The 18,481-nt window shown below is 65.6% G+C and carries 16 protein-coding genes; 5 read left to right on the top strand and 11 right to left on the bottom strand.

The genetic code is table 11. The annotated features are described in order from the left end of the window. The 4 genes from JOZ06_RS13650 to JOZ06_RS13635 all read right to left on the bottom strand — a co-directional run. Nucleotides 1–497: enoyl-CoA hydratase/isomerase family protein (locus JOZ06_RS13650; protein WP_293233334.1), on the bottom strand; the 497-nt coding region annotated here is incomplete at its 3' end. After that, nucleotides 494–1,270 carry an enoyl-CoA hydratase gene (locus JOZ06_RS13645; RefSeq protein WP_293233332.1) on the bottom strand — a complete coding sequence of 259 codons (777 nt, stop codon included), beginning with the start codon at nt 1,268–1,270 and terminating at the stop codon, nt 494–496. The genes JOZ06_RS13650 and JOZ06_RS13645, both read right to left, overlap by 4 nt. 12 nt (nt 1,271–1,282) lie before the next feature. Further along, on the bottom strand, nt 1,283–2,443 hold the full coding sequence (locus JOZ06_RS13640; protein WP_293233330.1) for an acyl-CoA dehydrogenase family protein: 1,161 nt from the start codon (nt 2,441–2,443) through the stop codon (nt 1,283–1,285). Nucleotides 2,444–2,457: 14 nt separating this feature from the next. Continuing rightward, on the bottom strand, nt 2,458–3,306 hold the full coding sequence (locus JOZ06_RS13635) for a 3-hydroxybutyryl-CoA dehydrogenase (RefSeq protein WP_293233328.1): 849 nt from the start codon (nt 3,304–3,306) through the stop codon (nt 2,458–2,460). 129 nt (nt 3,307–3,435) lie between these two features. Here JOZ06_RS13635 and JOZ06_RS13630 point away from each other — a divergent pair, with 129 nt between their 5' ends. Then, entirely contained in the window at nt 3,436–4,605 is a 1,170-nt protein-coding gene (locus JOZ06_RS13630) for an acetyl-CoA C-acyltransferase (RefSeq protein ID WP_293233326.1), read from the top strand. A gap of 173 nt (nt 4,606–4,778) precedes the next feature. On the opposite strand, the gene JOZ06_RS13625 is transcribed toward JOZ06_RS13630, so the two are convergent. After that, nucleotides 4,779–5,291: a GNAT family N-acetyltransferase gene (locus JOZ06_RS13625; RefSeq protein WP_293233324.1), complete on the bottom strand. Its 513-nt coding sequence runs from the start codon at nt 5,289–5,291 to the stop codon at nt 4,779–4,781. Then, a complete protein-coding gene (locus JOZ06_RS13620; protein WP_293233322.1) occupies nt 5,288–6,109 on the bottom strand; it encodes an alpha/beta hydrolase in 822 nt (273 codons plus the stop codon). The genes JOZ06_RS13625 and JOZ06_RS13620 overlap by 4 nt, the downstream gene beginning before the upstream one ends. Nucleotides 6,110–6,245: 136 nt before the next feature. On the opposite strand from JOZ06_RS13620, the gene dsbD reads away from it, so the two are divergent. Next, the gene (gene dsbD / locus JOZ06_RS13615) at nt 6,246–7,991 is read left to right on the top strand and encodes a protein-disulfide reductase DsbD (protein WP_293233320.1); all 1,746 of its coding nucleotides are present in this window, start codon (nt 6,246–6,248) and stop codon (nt 7,989–7,991) included. Nucleotides 7,992–8,021: 30 nt separating this feature from the next. After that, complete coding sequence (locus tag JOZ06_RS13610) at nt 8,022–9,095, top strand: AI-2E family transporter (RefSeq protein WP_293233318.1); 1,074 nt, start codon at nt 8,022–8,024, stop codon at nt 9,093–9,095. 103 nt (nt 9,096–9,198) lie between these two features. On the opposite strand, the gene JOZ06_RS13605 is transcribed toward JOZ06_RS13610, so the two are convergent. The 5 genes from JOZ06_RS13605 to JOZ06_RS13585 form a co-directional block, all read right to left on the bottom strand. Further along, nucleotides 9,199–10,494: a DUF4010 domain-containing protein gene (locus tag JOZ06_RS13605; protein ID WP_293233316.1), complete on the bottom strand. Its 1,296-nt coding sequence runs from the start codon at nt 10,492–10,494 to the stop codon at nt 9,199–9,201. A 53-nt stretch (nt 10,495–10,547) separates the two neighbouring features. Beyond that, nucleotides 10,548–12,410 carry a 1-deoxy-D-xylulose-5-phosphate synthase gene (dxs, locus tag JOZ06_RS13600; RefSeq protein WP_293233314.1) on the bottom strand — a complete coding sequence of 621 codons (1,863 nt, stop codon included), beginning with the start codon at nt 12,408–12,410 and terminating at the stop codon, nt 10,548–10,550. Between the two features lie 21 nt (nt 12,411–12,431). Then, nucleotides 12,432–13,328, bottom strand: coding sequence for a farnesyl diphosphate synthase (locus JOZ06_RS13595; RefSeq protein WP_293233312.1), 897 nt, complete (start codon nt 13,326–13,328; stop codon nt 12,432–12,434). Beyond that, nucleotides 13,318–13,551: an exodeoxyribonuclease VII small subunit gene (locus tag JOZ06_RS13590; RefSeq protein WP_293233310.1), complete on the bottom strand. Its 234-nt coding sequence runs from the start codon at nt 13,549–13,551 to the stop codon at nt 13,318–13,320. Before JOZ06_RS13590 ends, JOZ06_RS13595 begins: the two co-directional genes overlap by 11 nt. Nucleotides 13,552–13,667: 116 nt before the next feature. After that, nucleotides 13,668–14,609, bottom strand: coding sequence for a bile acid:sodium symporter family protein (locus JOZ06_RS13585; protein WP_293233308.1), 942 nt, complete (start codon nt 14,607–14,609; stop codon nt 13,668–13,670). Nucleotides 14,610–14,791: 182 nt separating this feature from the next. Between JOZ06_RS13585 and JOZ06_RS13580 the strand changes: the two genes are divergently transcribed. Together JOZ06_RS13580 and JOZ06_RS13575 are read left to right on the top strand one after the other, a co-directional pair. Further along, nucleotides 14,792–15,616 (top strand): SDR family oxidoreductase, encoded by an 825-nt coding sequence (locus JOZ06_RS13580; protein ID WP_293233306.1) that lies wholly within the window; start codon nt 14,792–14,794, stop codon nt 15,614–15,616. A gap of 85 nt (nt 15,617–15,701) precedes the next feature. Next, the coding region (locus JOZ06_RS13575; protein ID WP_293233304.1) for a valine--tRNA ligase at nt 15,702–18,481 on the top strand (2,780 nt) is incomplete at its 3' end.

Below are 18,481 nucleotides of genomic sequence, written 5' to 3'. Positions count from 1 at the left end.
CGGGCCGGCATGCGCGGCAGAAACCAGCTGCCGCCGACATCCGGGTACAAGCCGATGGTGATTTCCGGCATGGCGATGCGGCTCTCGCCGGTCAGCACGCGGTGGCTGGCGCCGGCCAACAGGCCGAGGCCGCCGCCCATGACGATGCCGTGGCCCCAGACGATCAGCGGCTTGCCAAAGCGGTGGATGCGGTAGTCGAGCGCGTATTCCTCGCTGAAGAACGTTTGCGCCGCCGGGTGCGGCGCCGGGTGCGGTTCGTCGATCAGCGCGGCGCGCATGGCGCGCACGTCGCCGCCGGCGCAAAACGCTTTTTCGCCCGCCCCCTTGAGCACCACGCAAGCGATGGCCGGGTCGGTTTGCCAGGCGGCGAGCTGCGCGTCGAGCGCGCGGATCATCGCCGGTGTCAGCGCGTTGAGCGCCTTTTCGTTATTGAGTGTGGCCAGCCCGATTGTTAGGCCGCGGCCGCAGGGCAGGGTGGCGAAGTCGACCGGGTTCATGCGTTTTTCCAATGCGGGCTGCGTTTTTCCAGGAAGGCGTTGACGCCTTCGCGCTGGTCTTCGCCGTCAAACAACCGGGCGAAGGCCTCGCGTTCGCGGATCAGGCTGGTGGCGATCGGCTGTTGACGGCCGGCCTGGATCAGCGACTTACAAGCGGCCAGCGCCTGCGGCGACTGGCGCGCGGCTTGCTCGGCCAGTTTCAGCGCCACGGTCAGCGCTTCGCCCGCCGGCACCATTTGCTCGATCAGCCCGATGCGTAGCGCGGTCGGCGCGTCGACACGCTCGCCGCACAGGATCATGCGCTTGGCCCAACCTTCGCCGACCAGCCACGGCAGGTTCTGCGTGCCGCCGGCGCAGGGCAGCAGGCCGACGCTGGCTTCCGGTAGCGCCAGGTGCGTTTGCTCCTCGGCGATGCGCAGATCGCACGCCAGCGCGCACTCCAGGCCGCCGCCCATGGCGTAGCCGTTGATGGCGGCGATCGATAGCCCGCGAAAGGCGGACAGGGCTTCGAACGCTTCGCCGAACAGCACCGCCAGCGTTTGCGCCAGCGCCTTGTCGCCGCCGGCGAACTGCTTGAGATCGGCGCCGGCGGAGAAGAATTTTTCGCCGCCGCCGGTGATCACCAGCGCGTAGACGTCGCGGTCGGCGTTGAGCGCCAGCACCTGCCGTTTGAGCGCGATCAGGTTGTCGCGGGTGAAGGTGTTGGCCGGCGGATTATCCAGCGTCAGTATCGCGGTATGGCCATCGCGTGCCAGTTTCAACGTGTCGCTCATGCAGGGTTTCTCCTAACGCAGTTGATCGAGCGCGCCATCGGCGAGCAGTTTGCGCGCGATGATCAAGCGCATGATTTCGTTGGTCCCCTCCAGAATTTGATGCACGCGCGCGTCGCGTACATGCCGCTCCAGCGGGAAGTCTTTCAGATAGCCGTAGCCGCCGAATAGTTGCAATGCCTCGTTGGCCACCTTGAAACCGGCGTCGGTGGCGAAGCGCTTGGCCATGGCGCAGTAGGCGCTGGTCTGGGCGCCGGCGTTGTCGAGCTGCCATGCCGCCAGGTAGATCATTTGCCGCGCCGCCACCAGCTCGGTCAGCATGTCGGCCAGGCGGAACTGCACGCTTTGCATGTCGGCCAGGCGCTGGCCGAACTGGCGCCGCTCGCCGGCGTAGCCGGTGGCGGCATTGAGCGCCGCCTGGCCGCAGCCGACGGCGCAGGCGCCGATGTTGATGCGGCCGCCATCCAGCCCGCGCATCGCTTGTTTGAAGCCGTCGCCCTCATGGCCGAGCAAGTGCGCCGCCGGTACGAACACGTTATCGAAGGTGACGGCGCGGGTCGGCTGGCTGCACCAACCCATTTTACGTTCTTTTTTGCCGTAGGCTATGCCCTCGGCATCGCCTGGCACCAGGAAGGCCGACACGCCGCCGGCGCCAGGGCCGCCGCTCCTGGCCATCACCACCAGTACCTCGGTGCTGCCGGCGCCGGAGATGAACATCTTCGCGCCACTGAGGCGCCAGCCGCCGTCGACGCGTTCGGCCCGCGTTTGCAGACTGGCGGCATCGGAGCCGGCATTCGGTTCGGTCAGGCAGTAGCTGCCCAACAGCTCGCCGCTGACCATGCGCGGCGCATAGCGTTCGGCCACCTCGGCTTGGGCGAAGCTCGCCACCATCCAGGTCACCATATTGTGGATGGTCAGATAGGCGGCGGTGGCGGTGCAGCCGGCGGCCAGTTCCTCGAACACGACGGCCGCATCGAGCCGGCCGGCGCCCAGTCCGCCGAAGCGCTCCGGCACGTACAGGCCGCAGAAGCCCAGATCGGCGGCTTGGCGGATCACATCGAGCGGGAAGTGTTCTTGTTCATCCCACTCGGCGGCCTTGGGCGCCAGCTGTTGCTGAGCGAAGCGGCGCGCGGCGTCCTGAAAGGCGCGCTGATCGTCGTTGAGGGCAAAGTCCATGCGGGTGCTCCGGTTCAATAGGTGTAAAAGCCCTGGCCGCTCTTTTTGCCGAGCTGACCGGCGGCAACCTTTTGCGCCAGCAATGGGCAGACGCGGTACTTGCTGTCGCGGAATTCGCGGTAGAGCACGTCCATGATCGACAGGCAGGTGTCGAGCCCGATCAGGTCGGCCAGAGCCAGCGGTCCCATCGGATGGTTCATGCCGAGTTTCATCACGGTGTCGATGTCCTCGGCCGTTGCCACGCCCTCGTGGAGCGCGAACACCGCCTCGTTGATCATCGGCATCAGAATGCGGTTGGAAACGAAGCCGGGCGCGTCGTGCACGGTCACCGGCGTTTTGCCGGCCAGGCGCGCCAAGTCCATGGTGGTTTGCCAGGTGGCGTCCGAGGTGGCCAGTCCACGGATGACTTCCACCAGCGGCATCAGCGGCACTGGGTTCATGAAATGCATGCCGATCACTTGTTGCGGGCGCTGGGTCCAGGCGGCGATGCGGGTGAGCGGAATCGACGAGGTATTGGAGGCCAGGATGGTCTCGGGGGCACAGTGGCGATCGAGCGACTGGAAGATCGATTGCTTGATGGTTTCGTTCTCGCTGGCGGCCTCGACCACGAGTTGGCGATCGGACAGCTGCGCAAGCTCAAGGCAGGGACGGAGCCGCGCCAGCGTGGCTGTCCGCTCGCCGTCGCTGATCACGCCTTTCTGGCAAAAGCGGTCGAGACTCGCGGCGATCTTGGCCAGCGCGGCGTCCACCGCGGCGGCGGAGACGTCGGTGAGCGCGACTTGACAGCCGGCGGCGGCCAGAACTTGGGCGATGCCGTGGCCCATGGTGCCGGCGCCGATCACGGCGACACGTTCTATCTTCATCGGCAGTTCCTTGTGCGCATTGTTGTTGTGGCTTTATGCAATAACCATAGCGTAACGTTTACGTTAACGTCAATTGTGGCTATGATCGATGAAGAGCGATTCCACCCACTGATTTTATGGAGAACGGTAATGCAGGACGATGCAATTGTGATTGTCGGCATGGCGCGCACCCCGATGGGCGGCCTGCAGGGCGATCTGGCCCACTTGAGCGCCGGCGAGTTGGGCGCCGAGGCCATCCGTGCCGCGGTGGCGCGCGCGGGTTTGGCCGGCGATGCGGTGGAAGAGGTCATCATGGGCAACGTGCTCGGCGCCGGCCAAGGCCAGGCGCCGGCGCGCCAGGCGGCGCTCAAGGGCGGGCTGCCGGAGGCGACGGCCTGCCTGACCATCAATAAGATGTGCGGTTCGGGCATGAAGGCGGTGATGCTGGCGCACGACCAGCTCAAGGCCGGCTCGGCCAGCGTGATGGTGGCCGGCGGCATGGAAAGCATGAGCCGCGCGCCGTACCTGATTCCCAAGGCGCGCACCGGTTTGCGCCTGGGCCACGGCGAGCTGAAGGACCATATGTTTCTTGACGGCTTGGAAGACGCCTACGACAAGGGGCAGCTGATGGGCGAGTTCGCCGAGCTGTGCGCCGAGCGTTATGGCTTCAGCCGCGCCGATCAGGATGCTTACGCGCTGACCTCGCTGGCGCGCGCGCAAGCGGCGATTCAAAGCGGCGCGTTCGAAGCGGAAATCGTCGCCCTCGGCGGCGACAAGCCGGTACGCCAGGACGAACAGCCGATGAAGGCCAAGGTGGACAAGATTCCGTTGCTGAAGCCGGCGTTCAAGAAGGACGGCACGGTCACCGCCGCCAACGCGAGCTCCATCTCCGACGGCGCGGCGGCGCTGGTGTTGATGACGCAAGGCGAGGCGGCGCGGCGCGGGCTCAAGCCGCTGGCGCGCATCGTCGGTCACGCGACCCACGCCCAGGCGCCGGCCTGGTTCACCACGGCGCCGGTCGGCGCCATGCAGAAGCTGCTCTCCCGCGTGAACTGGTCGGTGGGCGACGTCGACCTGTTCGAGGTGAACGAAGCCTTCGCCGTGGTGGCCTTGGCGGCGATGCGCGAGCTGGATCTGCCGCACGCCAAGCTCAACATCCACGGCGGCGCCTGCGCGCTCGGCCATCCGATCGGCGCCTCCGGCGCGCGTATTCTGGTGACGCTGATCTCGGCATTACAGCAGACGGGCGGCCGGCGCGGCGTCGCCAGCCTGTGCATTGGCGGCGGCGAGGCCACGGCGATGGCGGTGGAGCTGATCTAACAAATCGGAGGGGACGCCGCCGGCTGGTTGGCGGCGTCTGCTGCAAGATTAGGCGTGCGCGTGATTGGCAATGGTTCCCGGATCTTGGCAGAGAGTTGGCGCGTTGCTTGCGCGAACGCGCCCTACGAATCGGAGGGTAGGGCGGATTCGCCGCAGGCAATCCGCCGGTTCGGCTAGGGGCGCAGGGACATCCCCATCAAGATTTCATCGTGCGTCTGGCCGTCGACGATCATCGCCTCGGGCTCGTGGCCGTAGGCTTCGAAACCGAGCGAGCGGTAGAGCGCGATGGCGGCGTGGTTGGTGCCGTGCACGCCCAAGAGCAGCCGGGTGATGCCGGGCAGGCTCTTGGCGCGGGCGATCGCCGCTTCGGCCAGCCGTCGCGCCAGGCCCTGGCCGCGTGCGTCCGGGGTGACGTAGACGCCGACCAGCGTCAGTTTGTGGGCGAGCTTGCGGCGCGGCGAGCCCACCAGGCCGGCCACCCCCAGCAAGCGGCCGTCGACGAAAGCGCCGAACACGCCTTCACAGGGTGGCTCGGTCAACCGGGCGGCGAATTGCGCCTCGCTCATCGCGCCTTCTTCGTCCGGGTAGGAGTGGAACGACACGGGGTCGGTGGCCAGGGCGGCAAGGCGCAGGGCGCGGTAGGCGGCGGTGTCCTCCAGCGTCAGCAGGCGGATGGTTGGGGTCATGCTGTGGGTTCCTGTGAAGTGGCGTTGAGCCGGGCGATGGCGTCGAACGCCTGTCGTATGCGCGCGGCGGTGGCCAGCGGTTGTTCCAATGGAAAGAGATGGCTGCCGGGGTGGTGATCGATGATCAGGCCAAAGCGGTCGCGCACGTAACGCAGGTCGCGGGCGCGCAATACGGGGTGCTCCGCGGCGGCGAGGTAGACGCCGGGCACCTGATTGTGATCGGCGTAGCGGCCGACGTTGTGCGGCATGGTGATGTAGATCTCATGCTCGATCGCTGGCCGGAATTTCAGCTGGCGGCCGCCTAGACCGTTGTCTTCGGTGCCATGCTGGGCGTAATCCCGCAGCGTGTCCGGATCGAAGCGCGCGAACAGCGCCTTGCGCGCGAAATACTCATGCACCATGTCGACCGAGGCCCAGTTGTCGCGCCGGCTGAGCGTGTTGCCGCCCGGCGTGATGCGGTCGATGAAGCCCATTTTCTTGGCGCACCAGATCCCCCATGCGCGTGACGGCGACAGCAGCGGCGAATCCAACAGCGCCATGCCCTTGAACAGGTCGGGACGGCGCACGGCGGCATAGAGGACGAGGACGCCGCCCAGCGAATGACCCACCGCCCAAACCGGGCCCGCGTCGAGGCGCTCGATGGCGGCAATGGTTTCGTCCACCAGAAACGGCCAGCAATCGGATACCGGATAAGCCGGGTCATGACCGACGCAATCGGTGTAGGTCACCGTGTAGTCGCCTGACAGCGCGCTCAGCATTTTGTGATAAACACTGGCGGGGTAGCTGTTTGCGTGGGCAAAATAGAGGTGTTCTGTCATAGTTCGAGCATAGTCGGTCAAACGTTTGACATAGTAACGGAGTTTGTCATCGTCATGAAAGCGCTGGCGGCGTGGGTTGGGGAACCGTCGCCGGTAATTTCAGTCCATTCTGGCTGACTCCGATAAAAGGCCTGGCATGAAATACCGTTTTTTCTTTCTTCTCGCTGTGCTGACCTTGTCGCTTGCCGCGCTGATCAGGCCGGCGCAAGCCCTGTCGCCCAGTGATCTGCTACGCCCCGAGCAGGCTTTCGCCACCTCGGTCGCCCGTTCCGGCGATCAGTTGGTGCTGACGCTCGACGTCGCCGACGGCTATTACGTCTATCGCGACCGCATGCAATTCACGAGCGTGCCGGACGGCTTGCTGCAGCTGGTGCGCTTCCCCGACGGCGAGGTGAAGAATGATCCGTATTTCGGCAAACAGGTGATTTTCGAGCACCAGAACCAAATCGTGTTGCCGCTCAAACCGGGCGCGCCGGGCCAGTTCACGCTGTCGGTGCGTTTGCAAGGCTGTGCCAAGGTCGGCGTCTGTTACCCGCCCACGACGCGCCGGCTGACCGTCGGCGGCGCGGGCGCGTCCCCGGTCTCCTGGCAGAGCGCGCCGCGTCCGGCCGATTCGGCGCCGGGCGGTTTGCCGCTGACGCTGTTGGCCTTTTTCGCCGCCGGCCTCGGCATGGCGTTCACCGCCTGTATGTATCCGCTGCTGCCGATCCTGAGTTCGTTGATCGCCGGCCAAGGCGCGCATCTCACGCATCGACGCGGCTTTGTGCTGTCGCTGGCGTATGTGCAGGGGATGGCCGCCACTTATACCGTGGTCGGCATCGTCGCCGGCCTGACCGGGTCGCTGTTGACCGTTTGGCTGCAGCAGCCGGCGGTGGTGCTATCGGCCAGCATGCTGATGGTGTTGCTGGCGTTGTCGATGTTCGGTCTGTTCTCCCTCCAGCTGCCCGCCGCGTTGCAAGGGCGGCTTGCCGATGCCGCCAATCGTCTGCCGGGCGGGCGTCTGCTGTCGGTGGCCTTGATGGGCGCTGTGTCGGCATTGATCATCGGTCCTTGCGTGGCGCCGCCGTTGGCGCTGGCGCTGGGGTACATCGGCAGCACCGGGGATGCTTGGCTCGGCGGGCTCGCGCTCTATTTGATGGCGCTGGGGCTTGGCGTGCCGCTGTTGTTGATCGGTACCTTCGGCGGTCATTGGCTGCCGCGCGCCGGCCGCTGGATGAATGCGGTCAAGGGCGTGTTCGGCGTGGTCATGCTGGCCGTGGCGTTGCAAACGGCCGCGCCGTTCTTGCCGAGCATGGCGGTGTTGGCGCTGTGGGGCGTGTTGTTGATTGGTTCCGCGGTGTTCCTTCGCGCGTTCGACGGTCTGGCGCCCAATGCGCATACCTTGGCACGGTTGGGCAAGGCGGTGGGGCTCGTGCTGTTTCTGGTCGGCGCGGCGGAGTTGTTCGGCGCGCTGGCGGGGCAGAAGGACCCGCGCTATCCGCTGTCTTGGCTGATGGGACGCCCGGCCGAGGCCGCCGTCGAGCTGCCGCCGTTCAAGCCGGTGGGGGACGTGCCGGCACTCGACCGCCAATTGAAGGCTGTGCCGGGGCGGCCGGCGCTGCTCGATTTCTATGCCGATTGGTGCGTCAGCTGCAAGGAGATGGACGACACCACTTGGCGCGATACCGCCCTGCGCGCGCAACTGGCGGGCTTCACGCTCCTGCGCGCCGACGTCACGCAAAACAGCGCAGCCCATAGCGCGTTACTCGGCCGTTTCGGCTTATACGGTCCGCCCGGCCTGATTCTGTTCGATGGCAGCGGGCGCGAACGTGATCGAATCATCGGCTATATCGACGCCAAGTCGCTGTCGCGCCGCCTGGCGGCGGTACAATCAGCCGGCTGATGCCGGCGTTGCCGGTTGAGAGGAGAGTTCATGCTTGCCAAAAGTTGGTCGAACATCAGCGTCATGGCCGTGATGCGCGTGGCGGTGGTGCTACTGCTGATTTTTGCCTGTTATCGCATCGTCCAGCCGTTTCTCGGGGCGTTGATCTGGGCGGTGATCATCGCCGTATCGGTATGGCCGGCCTACAACTGGCTGGTGTACAAGCTCAACAACCGGCGCCGTCTGGCGGCGGTACTGATCATCGGCGCCATCGCGCTGGCGATTGCCGCGCCGATCGGCCTGATGATTTTGTCGCTCGGCGACTTGTGGCCGTTCCTGAGTCAGATCGCGCGCGGTTTGTCCGGCTACCATCTGCCCAACGCGCCTGCTTGGCTGCTCGGCATGCCGGTGGTGGGGGAGCCCTTCGGCCAAGTTTGGCGCAGCGCGCAAAGCGATTTGCCCGCCATGCTCGCCAAGCTGATGCCGGCGATCAACCGCGGCGCGCTGTGGTCGCTGTCCTATGGCGCGCAACTGGCGCTGAGTCTGTTTGAAATCGTGCTGTCGTTGGTGGTGGCCACGCTGCTGCTGATCAATGGCGAACACGCCTGGCATGTGGCCGAAAACACCATCGTCAAGCTGGGCGGCGCGCCGGCGACCGAATTGCCGGACGTGGTCTCGCGCACCATCCGCGGCGTGACCACCGGGGTGATCGGCACGGCGCTGGTGCAGACGCTGCTGTGCGTGATCGGGCTGCTGATCGCCGGGGTGCCGGCGCCGGTGGTGCTGGGCTTTTTGTGCTTCATGTTGGCGGTGGCGCAGCTACCGACGCTGCTCGTATGGCTGCCGGCGGCCTTGTGGGTGTTCTACACCGGACACAGCGGCTTGGCGCTGTTCTTGGCGCTATGGGGTTTCCTGCTGGTCAATACCATCGACAATTTCATCAAGCCGCTGCTGATCAGCCAGGGCGCCAAGCTGCCGTTGTCGCTGATCTTCATCGGCGTCATCGGCGGCCTGTTGGCTTGGGGCATGATCGGTTTGTTCATCGGCCCGACCTTGTTGGCAGTCAGCTATACGCTCTTCGTCTATTGGCTGCGCGGCGACGAAACCCTGCCGCCGGGCGTCTAAGCGCACGGCAAAGACGTCACGCTACGAGACATCTGGGTAGCGTGCGTTCGCGAAGCAACGCACGGGTCTAGGGTCTGTTCACAAATAGTTTGCAGACAGACCCCTAGATCCACCCCATCTGCAGCGCCACCGTGCCGAGCACCAGCCCGGCAAAGATGGACGCGAAGGTCGGCAGGCAGCGTAGCGCCAATTGCTTGCCGCCCATCGTGAAGATCACGCCGATTTTGAACAGCGCATTGGCGCCGACCGCCAGCGCGATGGCGGTGGCGCAGGATACCGCCTCGAAACGCTGCTGGGCGAACAGGTTCAGCACGGTCAGCACGATGGCGTCGACTTCGTTGGCGCCGGAAATCACTGCCACCGTATACACGCCGGAACGGCCGAATTCGGCGTTGAGCCACGCCGAACACACCAGGATGGTGGCGAAGGCGGCGGCGAAGCTCAGCGCGAGCTTGAGGTCGGCCGGGTTGGCCAGCGCGATCTTCTGTTGATCCTCCTGCGTTGCTTCGCGCCGGTGGCGCGCCAGCGTGAATGCCAAGCCCAGTACGACGCCGGGCGCCATGACGAGCGCGACGAACGGCAGCGCCGCCGGCGCCAAGGCCGCCGTAAACAGCATCATGCGCACGTTCAGCACCAGATTGGCGAGCTGGATGACGGTGCTGGCACGGCGCAAGTTCGCCGGATCGGCGCGCACCTGACGCGAATAGATCAGGCTTGTGACCGTGGACGACACCAGACCGCCCAGCACGCCCAACAGCGGCGCGCCCACGCGGTTGCCGAATAGCCGCACCGATAGGTAACCGACCTGACCGAGGCCGACGATCATCACCACCATCAGCCAAACGTTATGCGGGTTGAGCGCGGCATAGGGACCGATGGCGCGATTGGGCAGCAGCGGCAGGATGATGAAGCTCAGCGCGCCGAACTGCAGCAGCGAATACAGGTCGTGGCGCTCGATCTTTTGCATGATGCCGGTGAGTTCCGGCTTCAGATACAGAAGCCCGGTGACCAGGATGGCGCCGGCGACCGCCAGCGGCGCGTAGCCGTAAGCCACCATGACGCCGAAGCAGTAAGTCACCAGAAAAGCGGCGATGGTGGTGGTGTGCGGGTCGCTGCTGCTGTCGACGGTGTGCACGCTGGGCAAGAAGCCGAACGAGGCGAGCACCAAGAGGCCGGCGATCGGAAACGCCGGCGAGCCGAGGTGCAAGCCGATCAGCGCGCACAACGTGCCGAGCAGCGCGCCGAGGGGAAAGGTGCGGATGCCGGCGATCACGTGTCGCTTGCGTTCGCGTTCGATGCCGACCAACAGCCCGATGCCGAGGCTGATGAGGATGGCGGGGAGGGCTTCGAAGCTCGTGCCCTTGAGATTGAACCAGCTCGACAGATCGAAACCGCCCATGGCGCCGCCCCCTGGTGTGCCGCCGGTCGATGCCGGCGGCTATCGTTTCGTTGTTATTCGGTGTGTTTGGCGTCCAGCCGCCGTTGGATGGCAGCGGCGATGCCGTTGGCGTCGAGGCCGCAGCCGGCGAGCAGCACGGCGGGATCGCCATGTTCAATATAGCAATCCGGCAGCCCGAGCTGTAGCACCGTTACGGCGATGCCTTGTTCTTCGAGAACTTCGAGGCAGGCGGAGCCGGCGCCGCCCATGATGGCGTTCTCCTCGACGGTGACCACCAGGTCGTGGCTTTGGGCGAGGCGCGAGATCAGTTCGCGGTCGATCGGTTTGACGAAACGCATATCGGCCACGGTGGCGTCGAGGCTTTCGGCGGCGGCGAGCGCCGGGGTCACCATGCTGCCGAAGGCCAGGATGGCCACGCCGCCCTTGCCCTCGCGCCGCACCACGCCGCGGCCGACCGGCAGCGCCTGCATATCGGCCGCGATCGCGGCGCTCGGGCCGGTACCGCGCGGATAGCGCACCGCGCTCGGCGTATCCAGGCTAAAGGCGGTGTAGAGCAGCTGACGGCATTCGTTCTCGTCCGACGGGGTCATCACCGTCATATTGGGGATGCAGCGCAGGAAGGAAATGTCGAACGCGCCCGCATGGGTCGGGCCGTCGGCGCCGACGAGGCCGGCGCGGTCGATGGCGAACACCACCGGCAGGTTCTGCAGCGCCACGTCGTGGATCAGCTGATCGTAGGCGCGCTGCAGGAAGGTGGAATAGATGGCCACCACCGGCTTGATGCCGTCGCAGGCGAGGCCGGCGGCAAAGGTCACCGCATGCTGTTCGGCGATGCCGACGTCGAAGTAGCGCTCGGGGTATTCCTTGGCGAAGCGCACCAGGCCGGAGCCCTCGCGCATGGCCGGCGTGATGCCGACAAGCCGCGGATCGAGCGCCGCCATGTCGCACAGCCAGTCGCCGAAGATCTGCGTGTAGGTCGGTTTGCCGCCGCTCTTGCCGCTCGTCAGTCCGTTGGCCGGGTCGAAGCGGGTGACGCCGTGGTAGGCCACCGGGTCGTTCTCCGCCAGCTTGTAGCCCTGGCCCTTCTTGGTGACGATGTGCAGGAACTGCGGTCCCTTCAGACTCTTGATGTTGCCGAGCATGTCGATGAGCGCATTGAGGTCGTGGCCGTCGATCGGACCCAGGTAGTTGAAGCTGAACTCCTCGAACAGCGTGCCCGGCGTGAACATGCCCTTGACGTGCTCTTCCATGCGGCTGGCGATTTCCTTCATCGGCGGCACGATGCCGAGCACCTTGCTCGACCCGCTGCGCATCGCGGCGTAGAAGCGGCCCGACAGCAGCTTGGAGAAGTAGTGGTTGAGCGCGCCGACGTTGGGCGAGATCGACATGTCGTTGTCGTTGAGGATCACCAGCAGATCGACGTCCATGTCGCCGGCGTTGTTGAGCGCCTCGAAGGCCATGCCCGCGGTCATGGCGCCGTCGCCGATCACGGCGATGCACTTGCGGTCGATGCCTTGCTGCTTGGCGGCCACCGCCATGCCGAGCGCGGCGCCGATCGAGGTCGACGAATGGCCGACGCCGAAGGTGTCATAGTCGGACTCCTCGCGCTTGGGGAAGCCGGCCAGCCCGCCTTGCTGGCGCATGGTGTGCATGCGCGCCTTGCGGTCGGTCAGAATCTTGTGCGGGTAGGTCTGATGGCCGACGTCCCAGACCAGACGGTCGTTCGGCGTGTCGAACACGTAATGCAGCGCGATGGTCAGCTCGATGCTGCCCAGGTTGGAGGCCAGGTGGCCGCCGGTTTTGCTGACCGACTCGAGCAGGAAGGCGCGCAGTTCGTTGGCGAGCTGCGGCAGCTGCTGGCGCGATAGGCGCTTGAGATCGGCGGGCGTATTGATGGTGTCAAGCAACGGGTACATGGTCGATCAATCCGAATACGTTTAGAACGAGCGGGCGACGATATAGTCGGCCAGCGCGCCGAGCCGCTCTGCCGCCGGACCGAAATCCGCCAGCGCGGCGAACGCGTCGTCCCTGAGCTCGCGCGCGAAGCGCTTGGCTTCCGAAAGACCCATCAGGCTGACATAGGTCGGCTTGTCGTTGTCGGCGTCCTTGCCGGCCGTTTTGCCCAGCGTTTGCGTGTCTGCCTCGCAGTCGAGCACGTCGTCGACCACTTGAAAGGCGAGGCCGATGCGCTTGGCGAAATGGTCGAGCCGCGCGAGCCGCTCGGCCGGCAACGGCGTGCCGGCGCGCGCGCCCAGCAGCACGGCGGCGCGGATTAGCGCGCCGGTTTTCAGTAGATGCATGAATTCCAGCTCGGGCAGCGTCAACGGCTGGCCCACGCTCGCCAGGTCGATGGCTTGGCCGCCGGCCATGCCGGCGTGCCCCGCCGCGCGAGAGAGGGTGGCGAGCATCGCCAGTTGTTCGGCCGGCGCGACGCCGGGCAGCGGCGTGGCCAATACCTCGAACGCCAAGGTCTGCAACGCGTCGCCGGTCAACAGCGCGTTAGCCTCGCCGTAGGCGACATGGCAGGTGGCCTTGCCGCGGCGCAGGACGTCGTCGTCCATGCAGGGCATGTCGTCATGTACCAGCGAGTAGGCATGGATCATCTCGATGGCGGCGCCGATGCGCAGCAGGTTGTCGGGCGCGGCGCCCACGATCTCGCCGGCGGCGCAGACCAACAGCGGACGAACCCGCTTGCCGCCGCCGAGGGTGGCGTAGCGCATCGCCTGGTGCAGCGCGCAGGGCTCGGCCTCGGCGGGCGGCAATGCCGCTTCGAGGGTCCGCTCGACGCGTTGCTGGATGTCGGTCATCCAGCCGATAAACGGATCAGCCGCCATTTTTCAGCTCCATCGGCTTGAGTTGGCCTTCTTCCAAAACCTTGAGCTGGGTCTCGGCGTCGGACAGTTTTGCCTGGCAGAACTTGATCAGCTCAATGCCGTCCTTATAGGCGGCCAAGGCGGCGTCCAGCGGCATTTCGCCGCCTTCCATCGCCTGGATGAGGCTCTCCAGTTCAGCCAATGCGGATTCGAAGCTCTCCGGCGTCTTGGCGGGTTTGGCCATGAGGGGTCCCTTGTGCGCGTATGAGGAAGATTCGTCAGCGCGTAGGGCTGACAGAAACGGCATATTTTATGCCCTTCCATTGCGCAGTGCCAGATAACGATGGCCTTTACTAACGTTCAGGGGCGCGGCGGCGTGTCGGTCGCCAGGATGGGCGCGTCTGTCCGCGCTGGCCGGCTGCGCCAGTAACCGGCCAACAACGAGCCGGATAGATTGTGCCAGACCGAGAATAGCGCGCCGGGCAGCGCCGCCAGCACCGAGAAATAGGTTTTGCCCAATTGCGCCGCCAAGCCCGAGTTCTGCATGCCCACCTCGATGGCGAGCGTGCGGCACACCGATTCGTTGAAGCCCAGCAGCCGCGCGCCCCAATAGCCGCAGAACAGGCCGATGGCGTTGTGCAGCATCACCGCCAGCATGATCAGCGGGCCGACCGCGGCGATGTTCTTTTGACTGCCGGCGACGATGGCGGCGATTAACAGCACGATGGCGGCCATCGACACGAGCGGCAGCGCGGGCTCGACCCGGCGCACCAGCGGCGCGGCGAAACGATGCGCCAGCACGCCGAGCGCGATCGGCAGAATCACCACCTGCAAGATGCCGACGAGCATGCCCAACTCGTCGACGTGGATGGCGGCGTCGATGTACAACCGGGTCAATAGCGGCGTGGCGAACACGCCGGCCACGGTCGACAGCGCCGAGATGGTGACCGACAAGGCGACATCGCCGCCCGCCAGGTAAATGATCACATTGGAAGCCGTGCCGCTGGCGACGCTGCCGACCAGCACCATGCCGGCGGTGAGTTCAGGCGGCAGGTCGAAGGCGAGCGCCAGGCTCCAGGCGGCCAGCGGCATGACCAGATAGTGCAGCCCTAGGCCTGCCAGCACCGGCGCCGGCCTCTCCAGCACGCGGCGGAAGTCGGCTGCCGTCAGCGTCAAGCCCATGCCGAACATGATCAAGCCGAGCATCAGACCGGTGTGCGGCAGGATGGGGGTGAAGCGCGCCGGAAAGAAGTAGGCGGCCGTCGACAGCAGCAGCGCCCAAAGGGGAAAAAGACGGGTCATGCGCGCACCTCACCGTAAGTAACGCTATAAAATGTCATTGGTATATTTATTTGTCAAAAATGATTGGCGCCCGCGATGGCCGGCGGGGCGAGCTGGCCATGATGATGCCCTTGCCGTCATAATCGGTCAAAAATCGCCGGCCGCGGGTCGGCATGATCCTTGCGAAAAACCGGGTTATTTCCATGCAAAAATCTATTCTGATCACCGGCTGTTCCAGCGGCATCGGTTACGACTGCGCCATGTCGCTGCACGCGCGCGGTTGGCGCGTGGTGGCGAGCTGCCGCCGCCCCGAGGATGTGGCGCGTTTGACGGCGGAGGGGCTCACCTGCCTGCAAATCGATGTCGCCGACGATGCCTCGCTGCGCGCCGGCTGGGCCGCGGCGCTGGAAATCACCGGCGGCCGGCTCGACGCGCTATTCAATAACGCCGGCTACGGTCAGCCGGGCGCCGCCGAGGATATCGGCCGCGACGCGCTGCGCGCCCAGTTCGAGACCAACTTGTTCGGCGGTTGGCAATTGGCCAACCTGGCGTTGCCGGTCATGCGCGCCCAGGGGGCGGGGCGCATTCTGTTCAATAGCTCCATTCTCGGTTTCGCCGCCATGCGCTACCGCGCGGCGTACAACGCCAGCAAATACGCGATCGAGGGCTTGTGCGACACGCTGCGCCAGGAGTTGGCGGGCAGCGGCATCGATGTGGTGCTGATCGAGCCCGGCCCTATTCGCTCCCGTTTTCGCGACAACGCGCTCGAGCACTTCCTGGCGCACATCGATGTCGAGGGCAGCGCGCACCGCGCGGCTTATCAGGGGCAATTGGCGCGGTTGCGCAAAGTGGGGGCGGCGGCGCCGTTCACGCTCGGCCCGGAAGCCGTCACCGCCGCCGTCTGGCGCGCGCTGACGGCTAAGCGCCCGGCGGCGCGCTACCGCGTCACCTTTCCGACCAAACTGTTTTGGGTGCTCAAGCGGCTTTTGCCGACCGCCTGGCTCGACTGGGTCTCCCGGCGCGTCTGATCGACCCTAGAGACAAGCAGCGGAAACCACCCAAGTCAGGTTATAATCGACCTATTTTTCCGAATTTCCACGCGTACAAGCCAACATGGAACTTGCCAAGAGCTACGAACCGGGCGACATCGAGCGCCGCTGGTACCAACACTGGGAGCAGGCCGGCTATTTTCAGCCGAATATGGACCTGTCCCGGCCGTCCTTCTCTATCCAGCTGCCGCCGCCCAACGTCACCGGCACCCTGCACATGGGCCACGCCTTCAACCAGACCATCATGGATGGCCTGACGCGCTACTACCGCATGCGTGGCCACAATACCGCCTGGATTCCCGGCACCGACCACGCCGGCATCGCCACGCAGATCGTGGTTGAGCGCCAGTTGGCCGAGCAGGGCGTGTCGCGCCACGACTTGGGGCGCGATGCCTTCATCAGCAAAGTCTGGGACTGGAAGAAGGTTTCCGGCGGCACCATTACCGGGCAAATGCGCCGCGTCGGCTGCTCGGTCGACTGGTCGCGCGAATATTTCACCATGGACGACACGCGCGCCGAAGTAGTCACCGAAGTGTTCGTGCGCCTGTTCGAGCAAGGCCTGATCTATCGCGGCAAGCGTCTGGTCAACTGGGACCCGAAACTCGGCACCGCCGTGTCCGACCTTGAAGTCGAATCGGTGGAAGAAGATGGCCAGATGTGGCACATCCGCTATCCGGTGGTCGGCGGCGCGGAATCGATCGTGGTGGCCACCACGCGTCCGGAAACCATGCTGGGCGACGTGGCGGTAGCGGTGAACCCGGCCGACGAACGTTATACCCACCTGATCGGCAAGATGCTCGAGCTGCCGCTGACCGGCCGCCGGATTCCGCTGATCGCCGACGAGTACGTCGATGCCGCCTTCGGCACCGGCTGCGTCAAGATCACGCCGGCGCACGACTTCAACGACTATCAGGTCGGCAAGCGCCACAATACCCAACTGATCAACGTGCTCAACCTGGACGCCACGCTGCGCGCCCGCGCCGAGGTGTGGGGCTTCGAGGGCGAGGCGTTCGACGCCATCGACCTGCCGGCGGCTTATGCCGGCCAAGACACGCGCGTGGCGCGCAAGGCGCTGGTGGCCGATTTGGATGCCCAGGGTTTCCTGGTGGAAGTGAAGCCGCACAAGCTGATGGTGCCGCGCGGCGACCGCACCGGCTCGGTGATCGAGCCGATGCTGACCGACCAGTGGTTCGTGGCCATGACCCGCGTCGGCAAGGACGACCCGACCGGCAAGTCGATCGCCGCCAAGGCCATCGACGCTGTCGAGAGCGGCCAGGTGCGCTTCGTGCCCGAACAATGGGTCAACACCTATAACCAGTGGATGAACAACATCCAGGACTGGTGCATCTCGCGCCAATTGTGGTGGGGACACCAGATCCCGGCTTGGTACGACGAGGACGGCAAGGTCTACGTGGCGCGCGACGAAGCCGCGGCGCGCGCGCAAGCGGGCGGCAAGGCGGTGCGCCGCGATGCCGACGTGCTCGATACCTGGTTCTCGTCGGCGCTGGTGCCGTTCTCCACGCTCGGCTGGCCGGCGGAAACCGACGCGTTGAAGGCGTTCCTGCCGTCCAACGTGTTGGTGACCGGCTACGAGATCATCTTCTTCTGGGTGGCGCGCATGATCATGATGACCACCCACTTCCTCGGCAAGGTGCCGTTCAAGGACGTGTACATCCACGGCATCGTGCGCGATCACGAAGGCAAGAAGATGTCCAAGTCCGAGGGCAACGTGATCGACCCGGTCGACCTGATCGACGGCATCGATCTCGACCGCCTGGTGGAAAAGCGCACCACCGGCCTGCGCCGCCCGGAAAAGGCGCCGCAGATCGCCACCGCCACCAAGAAGCTGTTCCCGGAAGGCATTCCGGCCTACGGCACCGACGCGCTGCGCTTCACCATGGCCAGCTACGCGTCGCTCGGCCGCTCGGTGAACTTCGACTTCAAGCGCTGCGAAGGCTACCGCAACTTCTGCAACAAGCTGTGGAACGCCACCCGCTTCGCCATGATGAACCTGGAAGGCAAGGACTGCGGCCAGGACGAGTCGCTGCCGCTGACCTACAGCTTCGTCGACCGCTGGATCATCGGCCGGCTGCAGCAGGCCGAGACCGACGTGACCGAGGCGCTCGACACCTACCGCTTCGACTTGGCCGCACAGGCGATCTACGAGTTCATCTGGAACGAGTACTGCGACTGGTATCTGGAATTGGCCAAGGTGCAGCTGCAGCAGGGCGACGAAGCCCAGCAGCGCGCCACGCGCCGCACGCTGGTGCGTGTTTTGGAGGTGGCGCTGCGTCTGACGCATCCGCTCATGCCGTTCATCACCGAAGAGCTGTGGCAAACCGTGGCGCCGCTGGCGAACGCCAAGAAAACCGAATCGATCATGCTGGCCGGCTGGCCGGTGGCCGAGCCGGGCAAGATCGACGCGGCCGCCAATCAGCGCATGGCCGAGTTCAAGGATCTGGTGGGCGCGGTGCGCAACCTGCGCGGCGAGATGGGGCTGTCGCCGGCGCAAAAGGCGCCGCTGTTCGTCGAGGGCGCCGCGGCGCTGGCCGATTTCCTGCCGTACCTGAAGCCGTTGGCCAAGCTGTCGGATGCGAGCGTGGTCGACAGGCTGCCGCAGGACGATGACGCGCCGGTGGCGATCAGCAACGGCGCGCGCATGATGCTCAAGGTGGAGATCGACCGCGAGGCCGAGCGCGCGCGCTTGACCAAGGATCTGACCAAAACCGAGGCCGAATACGCCAAGCTGATGGCCAAGCTGGAGAAGCCGGGCTACGTCGACCGCGCGCCGGCGCATCTGGTGGAACGCGACCGCGCGCAACAAGCCGAGCTGGACGCGCGCCT

The organism is Paludibacterium sp. (genome assembly GCF_019232825.1).
In the GTDB taxonomy this organism is placed as follows: domain Bacteria; phylum Pseudomonadota; class Gammaproteobacteria; order Burkholderiales; family Chromobacteriaceae; genus Paludibacterium.
The sequence above is the reverse complement of the archived record's forward strand: the minus strand, read 5'-3'. Positions and strand labels throughout refer to the sequence as shown.

What these genes read in the sequence shown, in the direction of transcription:
- JOZ06_RS13605 (WP_293233316.1), bottom strand. Translation starts at nt 10,494, where the DNA reads ATGGGCGGTTTCGATCTGTCGAGCTGGTTCAATCTCAAGGGCACGAGC.
- dxs (WP_293233314.1), bottom strand. Translation starts at nt 12,410, where the DNA reads ATGTACCCGTTGCTTGACACCATCAATACGCCCGCCGATCTCAAGCGC.
- JOZ06_RS13645 (WP_293233332.1), bottom strand. Translation starts at nt 1,270, where the DNA reads ATGAGCGACACGTTGAAACTGGCACGCGATGGCCATACCGCGATACTG.
- JOZ06_RS13585 (WP_293233308.1), bottom strand. Translation starts at nt 14,609, where the DNA reads ATGACCCGTCTTTTTCCCCTTTGGGCGCTGCTGCTGTCGACGGCCGCC.
- JOZ06_RS13610 (WP_293233318.1), top strand. Translation starts at nt 8,022, where the DNA reads ATGCTTGCCAAAAGTTGGTCGAACATCAGCGTCATGGCCGTGATGCGC.
- JOZ06_RS13595 (WP_293233312.1), bottom strand. Translation starts at nt 13,328, where the DNA reads ATGGCGGCTGATCCGTTTATCGGCTGGATGACCGACATCCAGCAACGC.
- JOZ06_RS13635 (WP_293233328.1), bottom strand. Translation starts at nt 3,306, where the DNA reads ATGAAGATAGAACGTGTCGCCGTGATCGGCGCCGGCACCATGGGCCAC.
- JOZ06_RS13580 (WP_293233306.1), top strand. Translation starts at nt 14,792, where the DNA reads ATGCAAAAATCTATTCTGATCACCGGCTGTTCCAGCGGCATCGGTTAC.
- JOZ06_RS13630 (WP_293233326.1), top strand. Translation starts at nt 3,436, where the DNA reads ATGCAGGACGATGCAATTGTGATTGTCGGCATGGCGCGCACCCCGATG.
- JOZ06_RS13620 (WP_293233322.1), bottom strand. Translation starts at nt 6,109, where the DNA reads ATGACAGAACACCTCTATTTTGCCCACGCAAACAGCTACCCCGCCAGT.
- dsbD (WP_293233320.1), top strand. Translation starts at nt 6,246, where the DNA reads ATGAAATACCGTTTTTTCTTTCTTCTCGCTGTGCTGACCTTGTCGCTT.
- JOZ06_RS13625 (WP_293233324.1), bottom strand. Translation starts at nt 5,291, where the DNA reads ATGACCCCAACCATCCGCCTGCTGACGCTGGAGGACACCGCCGCCTAC.
- JOZ06_RS13590 (WP_293233310.1), bottom strand. Translation starts at nt 13,551, where the DNA reads ATGGCCAAACCCGCCAAGACGCCGGAGAGCTTCGAATCCGCATTGGCT.
- JOZ06_RS13640 (WP_293233330.1), bottom strand. Translation starts at nt 2,443, where the DNA reads ATGGACTTTGCCCTCAACGACGATCAGCGCGCCTTTCAGGACGCCGCG.